Annotated in this window: 9 protein-coding genes; 4 read left to right on the forward strand and 5 right to left on the reverse strand. The window is 46.7% G+C overall.

Going from position 1 to position 13913, the window contains the following annotated elements:
• Positions 1-67: 67 nt before the first annotated feature.
• The gene (locus NWE73_RS16550) at positions 68-3217 is read right to left on the reverse strand and encodes an efflux RND transporter permease subunit (protein ID WP_277579472.1); all 3150 of its coding nucleotides are present in this window, start codon (positions 3215-3217) and stop codon (positions 68-70) included.
• Positions 3218-3570: 353 nt separating this feature from the next.
• Here NWE73_RS16550 and NWE73_RS16555 point away from each other — a divergent pair, with 353 nt between their 5' ends.
• Genes NWE73_RS16555 through NWE73_RS16565 form a run of 3 tightly spaced genes read left to right on the forward strand, consistent with a single transcriptional unit; the run spans position 3571 to position 6830 of the window.
• Positions 3571-4350, forward strand: coding sequence for a hypothetical protein (locus tag NWE73_RS16555; RefSeq protein ID WP_277579473.1), 780 nt, complete (start codon positions 3571-3573; stop codon positions 4348-4350).
• Positions 4344-5849 (forward strand): TolC family protein, encoded by a 1506-nt coding sequence (locus NWE73_RS16560; RefSeq protein ID WP_277579474.1) that lies wholly within the window; start codon positions 4344-4346, stop codon positions 5847-5849. Before NWE73_RS16555 ends, NWE73_RS16560 begins: the two co-directional genes overlap by 7 nt.
• 24 nt (positions 5850-5873) lie before the next feature.
• The gene (locus tag NWE73_RS16565) at positions 5874-6830 is read left to right on the forward strand and encodes a hypothetical protein (RefSeq protein WP_277579475.1); all 957 of its coding nucleotides are present in this window, start codon (positions 5874-5876) and stop codon (positions 6828-6830) included.
• A gap of 99 nt (positions 6831-6929) precedes the next feature.
• On the opposite strand, the gene NWE73_RS16570 is transcribed toward NWE73_RS16565, so the two are convergent.
• Both NWE73_RS16570 and NWE73_RS16575 read right to left on the reverse strand, forming a co-directional pair.
• Positions 6930-8729: an ABC-F family ATP-binding cassette domain-containing protein gene (locus NWE73_RS16570; RefSeq protein ID WP_277579476.1), complete on the reverse strand. Its 1800-nt coding sequence runs from the start codon at positions 8727-8729 to the stop codon at positions 6930-6932.
• A 48-nt stretch (positions 8730-8777) separates the two neighbouring features.
• On the reverse strand, positions 8778-10145 hold the full coding sequence (locus NWE73_RS16575) for a polysaccharide deacetylase family protein (protein ID WP_277579477.1): 1368 nt from the start codon (positions 10143-10145) through the stop codon (positions 8778-8780).
• A gap of 248 nt (positions 10146-10393) precedes the next feature.
• Here NWE73_RS16575 and NWE73_RS16580 point away from each other — a divergent pair, with 248 nt between their 5' ends.
• A complete protein-coding gene (locus NWE73_RS16580) occupies positions 10394-12085 on the forward strand; it encodes a hypothetical protein (protein WP_277579478.1) in 1692 nt (563 codons plus the stop codon).
• Positions 12086-12128: 43 nt separating this feature from the next.
• On the opposite strand, the gene aat is transcribed toward NWE73_RS16580, so the two are convergent.
• Positions 12129-12791, reverse strand: a complete 663-nt coding sequence (gene aat, locus NWE73_RS16585; RefSeq protein WP_277579479.1) for a leucyl/phenylalanyl-tRNA--protein transferase — start codon at positions 12789-12791, stop codon at positions 12129-12131.
• 6 nt (positions 12792-12797) lie between these two features.
• Positions 12798-13883, reverse strand: a complete 1086-nt coding sequence (locus NWE73_RS16590; RefSeq protein ID WP_407652969.1) for a PQQ-dependent sugar dehydrogenase — start codon at positions 13881-13883, stop codon at positions 12798-12800.
• Between the last annotated feature and the right edge of the window lie 30 nt (positions 13884-13913).

Below are 13913 nucleotides of genomic sequence, written 5' to 3' on the forward strand. Positions count from 1 at the left end.
CACTCTTATCAAGTGTGGGTTTTGATTTTTAACGCAATGTAGACCCAAAAAGATGGCAGGCACCTTTTTAGCTGAGGGCTTCGTCGCCGACGGCTTCGAAGGCGCGCTTTGTTTTTTCGCGGACTTCGTCACGTTTTCTGAAGCGGTCCATGAGTGAGTACACGCATGGGACTACGAACAAAGTAAGGACTGTGGAAACAAGAACACCGCCGATGAGGCAAAGAGCCATCGGGCGCATTGTCTCTGAGCCTGCTCCTGTCGCTGTCGCCGAAGGAATTGCTGCGGCGATCGTCGCAATCGAAGTCATCAGAATCGGACGCAAACGCACCGGGCAGGCTTCGATCAATGCCGCATCCGCCTCTGTGGTTCCGCGATCCCGTGTCGTGTTTGTGAATTCGATCAAAAGAATCGAGTTCTTCTTAACGATACCCATCAACAACAACAAACCGATCATCGAGTACATATTCAAAGACTGACCCGTGATCAAAAGGGCAAAGAAGGCTCCACTGAAACTAAACGGCAAGGCCATCAAGATGGTCACCGGATCGATGAAAGAATTAAACTGACTTGCTAGAACCATGTAGGCGATCACCAGACCCATGACCAAGGCAAAGATCAAGCTGCGGAAAGATTCTTTGAAAGTCTTCGAGCTACCACCCTGGTCAATCATATAACCTGGCTCAAGAACTTGCTTGGCAATAGCTTCCACTTTGTTCATGGCATCCTGCTGAGAGGCTCCCGGCTTTAAGTTGGCTGTGATCGTAATCGCCCTTTGACGATTCGAACGGGAGATCGACTGCAAGCTCTTATTCATCTCTTGCTTCGTCACCTTACTGATAGGAATCAGATTTGATCTGTAATTTCCAATCAACAAAGTCTTGATCTCTTTCATCGCCTCTTCATCCTGGCTCAGCTTCACCTTGATATCATAACGATGACCACCATCAGCGTATTGACCAGCTTTCACGCCACCGATCATCGCATTCACAGTGGTTCCAATCGCATTGATGCTCACACCATGTTGAGCCGCTGCGATTCTATCTGGAACAACTTGGATCTCGGGCATACCCAACAGGTAGTTGGAATCCACGTCGACCATAGTGCCTGTCGCCTGCATCTCTTTCATAATTTTTTGTGACATATCCGCGAGCTTGCCCCAATCAGAGCCCAAAACTGTGAACTCAATAGGATAACCACGACCACTCGAGAATCCACGTTGTGACATATCCATTAAGACCGGGCGTACATCTTGAATTTTCGAAAGCTCTTTACGAGCAATTTGCATGAAGTCCTGCTGGCTCAAGCGTTTACCCGTTTCTTTGTCTTTCGGGCGCTCTCCATATTCCTTCATCGTCACGAACATCATCGCGGTATTGGCATCAGAGATACCTCCCCCGAAACCACCCACGCTGGCATAGACTTGTTTCACCTCTGGACGAGAGCGCAGCCACTCTTCAGCTTTCTTCACTTGACCATCGGTGTAAGCCAAAGAACTGCCTACCGGTAAAATCAAACGCGCCATGAAGATGCTTTGATCTTGTGCGGGGCTCATCTCTTTGGTCAAAAATTTAATAGAGAAGAATGAAATAACAACGAACACGATGGAACCCAAAATCACAGTCCAACGGTGGCTTAAAGATTTACGAAGAAGTCTTTCGTAACCCACCACCAACGAAGCCATGAAGGCCTCAAAAGCACGGCCAATTTTAGTTGTTCTCTCACCGTGGTGAACGAAACCCGCGCAACGCATTGGTGTGATCGTCAAAGATTCTACCAACGACAAGAACACTGCGAGTGAGATCGTCACACCGAACTGCATGAAGAACTTCCCGATAATACCTTGCATGAAGGCCACCGGAAGGAAGATCGCGATAACCGCAGCTGTCGCCGCCAATGCCGCAAAACCGATTTCGCGCGCGCCCAGAATCGCAGATTCAATCTGCCCATGGCCTTTCTCGTTATACCGGAAGATATTTTCCAGAACCATGATGGCATCGTCGACGACGATACCGATGGCCAAGGTCAATCCCAACAAAGTAAAGGTATTCAAAGTATAGCCAAGGAAGTACAAACCGATGAAGGCGCCCAGCAATGACGTTGGAATCGACAGCAACACGTTGAAAGTCGCTGACCAACTTCCCAAGAACATCCAACAAACCAGAGACGTCAAAATCACAGCCAGCATCAAGTGATGAGTCAACTCGCCCACTGATTTCTCAATGAACTGAGTGCTATCGAAGTTGACATGGATTTTCATCCCCTCTGGAAGTTGAGGCTGAATCTCTTTGATTTTTTCTTTAACCGCTTTGGCGACCGCCACGGCATTGGTGCCGCGCTGCTTACGAATACCCAGACCCAATGCCGGCTCGCCATTAAAACGAGAAACACGGGTGATATCGTCCAAAGTCATCTGCACATCAGCGACATTACGGATTCTTACCATGTTGGTTGGATCTTGAGTTGTCTGACCCGCCCGTTTGCTGATGACAATGTTCTTGAACTCTTCGATGGTCTTAGCTTCCCCCATCGTGCGCACATTATAGTTATTTTTTTCAGTTTCGATATAACCACCCGGAAGCTCCGAGTGCTCATTTTTGATCGCATCAATAACGTCATTGACTGAAATATTGTAGCTTGGAAGTTTCTTGGTATCTACTGAGACACGCAATACCGGATCAGTATAGCCGCCCAAGAAGATATCGCCCACACCGTCTACAGTCGTGAAACGATCACGCAAATAATCGCGGGCATATTTCATCAAGAACTGTGGGTCATTTTTATCATAAGTTAGTGCCAACCAAAGAATGGGTTGATCATCAGGATTGGTTTTTGAAATTGTCGGAGGATCAACTTCTTTAGGCAGTTGCTTTTGAGCACCGGCCACTTTGGCCTGAACATCTTGAAGAGCAATATCGATATTACGATCCAGGCTGAACTCAACCGTGATATTCGCAGAACCTGTCTTACTGTTGGAAGTAATGCTCTGCACCCCTTCAACACCCATCAAGGCGCTTTCAATAGGATCGACGACTTGAGTCTCCATAACTTCAGGTGCGGCGCCCACCAAAGTGACGTTAACCGTAACTGTCGGGAAATCCACGTCTGGCAGCTGACTCACACCCATTCTTGAGAATGAAATCAGGCCGAAAATCATCAAACCGAACATCAGCATCCACGCAAAAACGGGGTTCTTAATCGATAAATCCGAGATCTTCATGCGCTGTCCTCCTAAACCCGGCCAATGTAAACCACACCTTGTAAATTAGTCATTAGCATTTTTTCAACACATCCGCTCTCAAAGTATTGAAAACAGACATGTTTAGTGACCCTTAGCAACCTAATCGGTTGTTGACTCTCCTGCCTGCTCGGACTATTCCTGACGCCGCTTTTAATCAACTGGGGTTCCTTGTGAACGCACCATTATACCTTGGCGGGTAAAACCCACGAGTCCAAATTAGAGATCAGACTTCGAATCTTCGAAGATCATCACGAAATTGGGCTAGGTCGATTCACTTGATTGAACGTGATTGAAAGCCAAGCGGATACGCCAATTGATACGACGGAGTCATTATGAAGTTGTTTTTCATTGCGAGTTTACTCATCTCATCCACCAGCTTCGCACAATCCACGTCCGTTTCATCCAGCTCAAAATTAAGTTTGCGCGAACAAGCAGCCGCCGAAACCCGCGTTGAAGGCCAAACACAAAAAAATGCCAGTGATGCTCAATTAGACGCAACGACCGCAAGTGGAATGCTCAGTCTTAAAGACCCACGTCCTGAAGTCATCACTCGGACTTGGCAATACTTCGCAGGACTAACAGCTCAAAGCTTCACTCCGCGTGGCATCGTCAGCACCGATTCTGTTGGCAATTTTGACCTGAGCGAGAATGGCTCAACCTTCATGCCTGGACTCGCGGCGGGATTCCTCAGCCCCGAAATGAAAACTAAAGCCCTTCTATGGAGAGTCGGTTTGCGCGGCAATGCTGCGTTCTCATCTCAAGAGGCTGCCGTAAGGTTTCCGACTGGCTATACCGTCAGTGACGCTCGCTTGAACTCCACTTTGTTCGCTTTCGGACCGACAGTAAGTCTTCAATGGGATCGCTTGCAATGGCTCGCCCTCACATTCACACCACAGTATGGAACGGTTAACTATACGCAAACCTCAGCCAATGAGTTTGCCCATTTCTCGAAACAAACCGGTTATATGAGCTTGAACTTTGGCTTGGATTTTCAATTTTCAAAACAATGGTCCATATTCACAGAGTATTCACAACGCAGCTTGCGCGACTCTTACCAAGAGCTGGCGCTTCAACGAGACAACTTCGGGTTAGGAACTAAAGTCACATGGTAAAAAGTTTTCTTTTCCTACTTAGCACAACTGTTTTGAATTTCAGCTGGGCCGCAACAGAGCCGAGCCCACAACCAGCTCCCTTGGCGACGGCCACGGGTAAAGATATTACCTTGACCCAAAAACTGGTGGCAGAGCTTGCTTTGAGCCAAGGTTACAGAACAAAAGAAGTAAATCTTCAGTATCAAACTTTCCGTTTGAATGTTGCGCAAACTATGTCCGCTTATGATTGGATTGTGACAGCAGAGACTGGCTATCAGTACGAAAAACCGGCGGGCTTGCTCAGCAGCGGAACCTCTCAGTTGGACAATAAATACCAACAGTACAAAACGTCCATTGCCCTCAATAAGCCATTTACAACGGGAACTTTGTTGGGAGTACAGATAAACCGTTTGTCGCAACAGGCGGATCTTGATCCTGTTATCACAAATCCTCCACCGACAAATCAAACCACTGACAGTGTCGGTATTATTCTTGAGCAGTCCCTTTGGCAGAACTTTTTTGGAACTGCCGATCGTGCCACTGTGAACTCCGCAAACTACACTTACACTGCTCAGGAAATTCTTCGCGCCAATGATCTTGAAGACGTTGTCCTTGAGGCCATCCGCCAATATTGGACCACGTTCGCGGCCCAAGAGAACTTTAAAGAGGCGATCGTTTCCAGAGACCGCTACAAGAAACTTGTTGACGCTGTTAAACGTAAAACCTCATTGGGCTACTCTAATCCTGGTGACTTGCCTCAGGCTCAGGCTGAATTTGAGACTCGTGAACAAGCTGTAAAAACGGCTTCGACTTCATACCTCAATAACCTCACAACTTTAATTACCTTGCTGAACTTGGATCCGGCAGCCAACATCAAGTTTGAGGCCACGACTTTGCTTCCCAATGTTCCAAAACTTCCGGCAAAAAATATTGAGGACCTTCGCACGATCCGCTCTCAGAAATTGAAAGTGGCGGCGGCAAACGAAAACTTGGATGCTTCAAAATCAAAAAGTCATCCAACCTTGAATTTAGTTGGCCAGGCGGTCTCTGAAGGCTGGGGCGAAGGCTCACAGGATTCCTATTCTCAAGTGGTCTCTAGCAATCGCCCGAAATACTATATCGGTTTGAAGTTCAAATATAATTTTGGATCCGACGTTCAAAACGAAGATATCATCAACAAAAAGATCAACAAAGATCTTGAGGAAACACGCTTGAGCTTGAGTACTTTGAATGCTCAAGACCTTCAAAATCAGGCTGAGCGCCGTGTTCAGGAAACCTATGCCTTGGCATTGAGCGCAGAAAAGCAAAAAACCTTCCGCGAGAAAGCAGCGCAAGAACTCAACCGGTCCTACTCTCAAGGAAGAACTGATATTTCAATTTTGATCACTGCAATGAACAATTTCGTAACAGCCGAAGTTCAATTTATCCAAGCCGTGGGCAACTACCACATCGCTTTGAATGAATGGGCAGCAACTCGCGACGAACTGATTCCTGACGCTCCAAAGTCAGAAGCTCAATAGTCGGAAGAATAAATGAGGACAGTAATGAAGAAACTAATACTTGCGATCACAATTCTGGGACTTGCTTCTTGTGCCTACGACAAAGATAAATCTGGGTCGTCACCACAAACCAAAAAAGTGAACGAACAAAACGCTCAGATTCAAGACGATTTCAGACCCGTTGCTGGCTACTACAGTGGAACTTTGCACAGAGCCAACGGTGACGAAAAAGTGGATCTCAACCTGGATATCCTTGGCTACAAAGATGGCACCAATCCAGACGGCACAGATCGCATTCGCTTTAAACAAAGTGCGGCCTACATGAAGGTCAACCCCGTGGGAAAGCCCTTGGTGAATTTCTCTGTGACTTATGTCCCTGAAACAGGCGATCTGACTTTGCTAAATCTGGATGCCGCTTCAAACATCGACGATGTTCACACCATCAAAGCAAAAATCCTAAATGGTCGCATCACGGGCCTCGTCAAGTCTTCAACTCGTGATATCGGCACCCTGGATTTACGTCTTTCTGCCAATGAGAACGCCAATCCCGGCAATGGCGCGCAAGAAGAGTACAATGAACGCCTTCGTCGTCAATATGCCGAGCTTGTGGGCTCTTACATTGGTTGCGTAACTCCGGCAGAAGGAGGCAGTGTCACTGCGGCTTATACGGTGCAAATGAATCTTTCATTGTACGAAGATGGCAGCGATGCCAACACAACTCATCCACGCTTGGCTGGCAATTTCCATCGTGACTACGACAAATTAGGCGGACTGGATGCGGCCCTCAGCGCCACTTATCGACCTGACTTGGCTCCAGCAACCTTAAACATCGTGGGAAAACCAAATATTGCCAACAATGGTTATGTTTCAACTTTCACAGGCACCTATGTTGAAGGTCAATTCTCTGGCAACTTCACATCCACCAAAAAAGGACTCGAAGGATACATCTTCCTCAAAAAAGGAAAGACCTATCCAGCCCAATGTGCCTCAGTAACAAAGTAATTAAAAAGACTCATTTGAAATAAAAAAAGAGCTAGGAAAACCTAGCTCTTTTTTTTTGAGGTACGCCGTACCTATTTGAGGCTCAGTGCATTAGCTAACTTAACCTTTGCCTTCGAGTTCGGCCCATCTTGCATACAAACGTTCAATTTCAGCTTGAAGCTTTGCGATCTCAGAATACAGTTCTTGAACTTTTGAAGCTTTGCTTACAACTTCCGGAAGAACTGATTCCGCCTGTGCGGCTTCGAGCTTGGCTTCCAAGCCTTGAATAGTTGCTTCCATATTCTCAAGTTCAAACTTCTCTTTAAAGCTAAGCTTTTTGGTCTTACCCGCTGCCACTTTGGCCTCTTGCTTAACTTCTTCTTTTTTCTGATTCTCTAACTCTTTTTGCTCATCGAACCATTCTTCCCATTGCAAGTAACCCGCGAATCGCTCCATCGTGGTATTGCCATCTGGGTTCTTATGAAGGGCGATGATTTCCTTGGCAACCTGGTCCATGAAATAACGGTCATGGGTTACCAGAATGACTGCGCCATTAAACTCACGCAGTGACTCTTCGAGCACACCCAAGGTTGCCACATCCAAGTCGTTCGTAGGCTCATCCAGAACAAGAACTTGCGCTTCATTCAACATCAACTGTGCAATTCTCAAACGGGCCTGCTCGCCTCCAGAAAGCTTTTCTACAGGCAAATCCACTTGCTGACGATTGAATTGGAATCTCTCCAAATAACTGCGCGCAAAAACGTAGGAGCCTTGATAGTGAACATAGTCTCCATCCGGGCAGATGTTTTTCAGAACAGATTGTTTCGGATTCAAGGTCTCACGATTTTGTTCAAAATACGCGACTTTCAATTTTTCGGCTTGCTTCACTTCACCCGTGTCTGGCTGCTCTTGGCCCAGCAAAATACGAATCAAAGTGGATTTACCAGAACCATTGTCACCCAAAAGGGCCATGCGTGTTTTTGGTGAAACCAAGTATGAGAAGTCTTTAAATAGCACACGTCCATCGTAGGCTTTGGTGACGTTGTTCAATTCCATCAATTTCTGAGGATTGCGATCTGCATCTTTAAATTCGATCTTCACCAAACGTGACGCATTCTTTGCGGTCAGATCAGAAACATCATCTTTCAAAGTATAAGCTCTGTCGATACGGGCCTTTTGTTTCGTCAAACGTGCCTTAGCGCCACGACGAAGCCATTCCGTTTCACGACGAAGTGTGTTCTTCATCGTTTGCTCTTTGGCTTCCTGACCGGCCATCATCAATTCTTTGGCTTCAGTATAATCAGAATACTCACCCTCAATCGAGAATAAGTAATTTGGATTTTTTGGATCCAAATCGAAAATCTTGTTGGTCACTCGCTGCAAGAACAAGCGATCATGCGTGATGATCAGGGTGGCAAATTGCGCTTTAGCCAAGAATTCTTCCAACCACAAGATGCTGCTGACATCGAGATGATTCGTTGGCTCATCCAGAAGAAGAAGCTCCGGTCCGCGCACCAATTCACGGGCCAAGGCCACACGTTTTTTCCAACCACCAGACAGATCTTCCACTAAGAAGGTGTCACCGAATTGAGAAAGCTCTAAGCGCGCCATCCATTCATAAGCAGGACCAATATGTTCGTTGTAATCCGCATCACTCATGATCGCATCGAGAATGCTCACACCCGGCTCAAATACCGGAGTTTGATCGAGGAAGCCAATACGCAAACCTTTTTTACCGGTGACCTCACCGCTATCAGGCTTCATACGACCAGCAAGAATTTTTAAAAGTGTGGATTTACCAGCGCCATTGGGCCCGACCAGGCCCACGCGATCACCCTCTTCGATTCCGAGGCTGACATTTTTGAATAGAACTTTTCCGGCGAACGCTTTTTCAAGCTTGTGGGTATTAATTAAAAGCATGATGCAGTGTAAAGCATCATGCTTTTAATATCAATCAAACTCAGAGTCCTATCTATATTCACAATCCGCTGCAGCTGGATTAATTGCGTGCTGCTGGTATGTGAGCTGAGGGAACATATGGAAGAAGTCTACAGGACTTTTGTAGCCCTCAGGTGAAACCGGATCACCGTCAGCATTTGTCGCAGGACGAACCTGGCTCAACTTCATTCCACGACTATTGATGTAGTCGTAAGCTTGCGTAACTAGTGGGAACTCTTGATTTGGCGTCACTTGGCGGTGAGCGGGCTTCAACAGAACCACCTTGAAACCGTTGTCAGACAAGTAGTTCAAGATCAAAGGCAAAGCTTCGCCAGACTGCTTAAAGATATCATGCATCAACACGATCCCTTTGTTGTTAGAAGCTCTCAACTGCGTCACGAAAGATTTCAAAATATCCTGGCGGCGTTTTTCATAGTCAGGATTTTTGCTGACTTGGAACTGCCAGTCGAAGCTGTCGACGCTCCAACGGAAGTTTTTCAAACCCAACTCGGCAACGTTTCTTGCCATGTTCTGATTTGAACAACCATTTGGAAAGCGGAAGAAAGGATCAATAAATTTCGCCGCAGAGTAAACCGCCATATGGCCACCGACGAATTCCGACATGAAATAATCATAAGACATTTTGCCGCGATTCACCTGACGACCCATCATCAAAGTATGGAAGTAGGAGTGTGAACCCAGAATATGGCCCTCTGCCACAATACGCTTCGCCATCTCACTGTTCGCAAGAGCCATGCGTCCCGTACTGAAGAAGGCACCTTTCACTCCTGCCTTTTTAAGAGCGTTCAAAATATTCGTCGTCACGTTTTTTGTCGGGCCATCATCGAAGGTCAACATGACTTCTTTGTCTTTAAAACCCTGATTGCTCAAAACGTTCAGTTTTTCATCGACCACACGCTCTTCAAAAGCGATAGGACGAATTCGCGCAATGTCAGAATCCAAATCGAAGGAAGCTTTTCTGAATCTAGAGGCATAACTAATACGTGTCAGAAGCTCAGCACGGCAAGACTTCAAAGAAATCGCCGTAATCTCTGAATCAATGATATTTTCAACGTATTCCAATTGATGATGATCCAATGATTTCAAATGCGCACAAAGTGCAACGCCTGAGTTTCTATCCAGGCCCGGATTGCTCATAAAGCCTTGAAGCTTATGGAACTTCTCATCCCACTCGTCTCCGTTTTTTGCATTCTCGATACTCTTCATGATATCGCTATACGCTCCAGAAACTCGTTTATACTCAGCCACATAATTCGCAGTGGCGTCGTTCTCACCCCAAGCCAGGGATGCGCAGACACTAGTAACAACGTACAACGACGCTAAGACCTTTTTTGTAATCATAAGAGCACCTCGCGTGAGCTTCTTTGCGAGAGCCATACCTACTCAAACCCCTCTATATTCGATATGCCGGGACAAAATCTCGAAAAGAAACACAATATGCGCCCCCCTGTTTACGAATTCGACAGTTGAGTAAATAGTTACCAGGCCTCAGTATCTCGCCGAAATTGCCCCAAGACCAAGGCCGCTAAATGCATCCCCTCTATGTATCTTATGTCCAGATCACCAGGCCTTGTCTAAACCTCGCCTGCTTTAAACCGATAAATTGGGCTCAGCACGTGAGGTAAATGATGACTTCTTTGATTTACAGCCTTGTATTAAGTGTTTTACTTTTCTCTGTGACGGCCCCGGCTCAAACCGAGCAACAGTTTGTTCGCGAAATCATCCGTCAATCTGGCGGCGAACTTCCTAAAGCGGATGCTGCTAGCGATATTCCTGACGGTCTCAGCACCAAAGATATGAGCCCCGCCTGCGATCCCAAACTCTTTGAAGACAGCCTGTTGGCAAAGAAGGTCTCTTCAGCAGAGTACTATTCACAGATCAAAAGCTACTTCGATAAGTGTGGCAAGGAGCTGTCGTTGAAGTCCGCGGTGGGCGGCCTCGCCAGTTTGGCTAAAGCCTCCTCTTATGAATACCCGTTCTTCCAACACTCTCAGATCAAATCCATCACGATCAAGCTTCCGAATGGCACTCAGGTGCCAGCTATCGCAGCCTTGAAACAAGATCCACGTCCTCGTCCCTTAGTGGTCGTTAAATGTGGAGTCTTCTGTTCTGCGACGGAGTCCCCTTCGATGATAGAAAACTTAATGAGCCTCTTTGACCAAAGCCCCTTCAACGTTGTGCTTTTGGCAAATCAAACCGGCCTGGATCACATCGCGCTTAATCACATTGTTTCCATCGGTGGATGGACTGAAGGAGCTGAAGTGATCGAAGTCGGTCGATGGCTTAAAGACCAATGGGCTTTTAAGGATCGCATTTCCAGCATTCATCTTATGGGTTTAAGCCTTGGTGGCAACGCTGCCGTTTTTGGAGCCGCCTATAATGATATGCAAGCACAACTGGAGGCCCCGAAGGTCTACAGCTCAGTGATGGCCGTATGCCCGGTCGTGGCACTCAAACCAACTTTGCAAAGCCTCTATGGCAGCACCTTGGTGGGAAGCGTGTTTGCGAAACTAACGAAAGATCAATTCTTAGCAGCCCGCAAAGATGTCACGGACGTACCAGATCTTTTGACGACAGAAAATATTCCTTCTAATAAAAAAGATATGACTGATTATCTTGGCCTGATCAATGCGGTCTCTCTTCAGCGCCGCGGGACAGCGGTCTCCGCAAATCAATATTTCAAAAATAACAACTTCTGGAGTCTCCCACAAAAGGTCACAACACCGATGCTCGTCTGGGCCTCGAAGGACGATATTGTTGTCGACAACAAGATCAATGCTCAATCTGTTGAAAACGACCCTTACTACAAGAACTCTTCCACGGTGGGCGTTGTGAATCTTCCTTACGGAAGCCACTGCAGTTTTTCAGCGGCCTATGGAGTGTTGGCTTCGACGATAGTTATGAAAACTTTTGTCCTTGCCCACAGTCCGGAATTTACCGCTTACGATTCACAAAACCAGATGCCTTGGAAGTTTGAATCCAAGAAACTATCTCCAAAGGAAATTCACATCGGTCAAGTTTGGAAGTTCTCGGCCAATTCAGATCAGGTCAAAATCTCTTTTAGAACTTTCACCACAAGCGCGCTGTGCAACGACCCTTGGGCCGGTTCCGACCAATGCATCTCCAGCAAAGAGATTGCAGTCCCGGTGGTCGCATTGGCAAACATGGGAGCTCGCATCCCTGCCAACGCCGCAGAGGCGGCCGCCTTCTCTCGTGAGTTCAATGCCAAAGTGCAATTTAAAACAAAGGATCTCAAGCCTTTGAACGGAACAAACACTTCAGAATTTAATGTGGTTTGGCGCGAAGCTCTGAACTGAGGCACAGACATTTATGTTTGAGGTTCGCTAGTTCGCGCCCGAACTAACGTTCCAGTTCGTATTGACGATGGCGCTCTTCCAACATCTCCAAGAAGTCCTCACGATCGATATACTTCCCACCCATCGCTCCGACGACGGGTGTGACCATTTGCACGTCGATCCAATCATGGCCCTTATTCGATAAATACTCCACGAGAGCCCACAACGCGAGTTTTGAAGCATTGGGCTTTTTGTAAAACATGCTCTCCCCGCTAAAGACACCCTCAACCAGTACGCCGTAGATCCCACCGATCAGAATATTGTTTTCACGAACTTCGACGGATAGACAAAAGCCGGCTTTGAAAAACTCCAAATAAGCTCTTTTCATCAAGGGCAAAATCCAAGTTCCATCCTGACCTGGGCGAGGCTGCTTGGAACACTCTTCGATCACATGATGAAAATCTCTGTTAAAGGTGATTTCAATTTGTGGATTTTTCTTGCGAAAACGGCGCAGACTTTCCGGGACGTGAAAATCATTGAAATCTAAAATGCCACGCTTTTCCGGGGAAAACCACAGCATGGGAAACCCTGCTTGAGGCCAAGGAAAAATCCCCTTCGAATAAGCCGCATACAAAGTGCCCACATCAAGCTTTCCGCCAACGGCCAAAACTCCTTCGGCCATGGTGTCGCGGGGATCTGGAAAATCAACAGATGAATGCAACTTCACGAAGCTTCACTTTCCTTGAGGATTGTAAGTAATGCGATAGATAACTCCAGCCTTGTCGTCAGAAACCAGTAGCGAGCCATCTCTAAGAACCTCAACATCGACGGGACGCCCCCAGGCCTCATCATTCTGCAACCACCCTTCAACAAAACCTTCGACCTTTATTGGTTGACCATTTTGAAGTTGCACGAAGGTCAAACGATATCCTTGAGGTATGCTGCGATTCCAGGAACCGTGTTCAGCAAGAATCACGCTGTTCTGATATTCTTTGGGAAACATTGCTCCTGTATAAAAGCGCATACCTAATGAGGCGACATGGGCACGCAACTCAACTACAGGTGGGGTGTATTTCGCACAATCTTTGTTTTTTCCAAATTCAGGATCTTTGATGTCTTTACCGTGACAATATGGGAAGCCAAAGTGTTGGCCCACCTTCGTAAGATGATTGAGTTCGTCAGGAGGCATATCATCGCCCAACATGTCGCGACCGTTATCCGTAAACCAAAAGTCTTTCGTTAAAGGATCCCAGTCAAACCCAACGGTATTGCGTACGCCCTCTGCAATCACCTCTTTGGAAGTGCCATTCACATCTATACGATAAATTCGTCCATACTCAGTTCCGGTCTCGCAGACATTACAGTTAGCACCGACTGGAACATACAATTTTCCATCGGGACCAAAACGGATAAACTTCCAACCATGATGGCCATCTGAAGGAAATGTCTGCGCCAAAATTCGCGCAGGCTTCAAAGGCCGAGTGACCTTTGCGGGAACATTGAATTCATAAATCCGAGGAATTTCTGCGACATAAAGTTTTCCATCTTTGAAGGCAACACCATTCGGAACGGAAAGTCCTTCTGCGAAAACTTGAACTTTGCCATCTTGAATCACATAAACTTTGTCACTTTCACGCGTTCCCACAAAAATACGTCCATCTTCGGATTGAGCCATAGAGCGCGCATGAGGAACTTCTGCAAAAATAGAAATGGAAAAACCTTTAGGCAACTTCAGCTTTTCCAACGGCAGCTTTACTGCCGCGAAGGCGATATTTGGAATTACCAACAAACTGAGAATAAATGTTTTCATCAAATGCATCCCCGCATGAAAAACACCAATATCACACAA

The sequence above is a fragment of the Bdellovibrio svalbardensis genome, from assembly GCF_029531655.1.
GTDB classification, from domain to species: domain Bacteria; phylum Bdellovibrionota; class Bdellovibrionia; order Bdellovibrionales; family Bdellovibrionaceae; genus Bdellovibrio; species Bdellovibrio svalbardensis.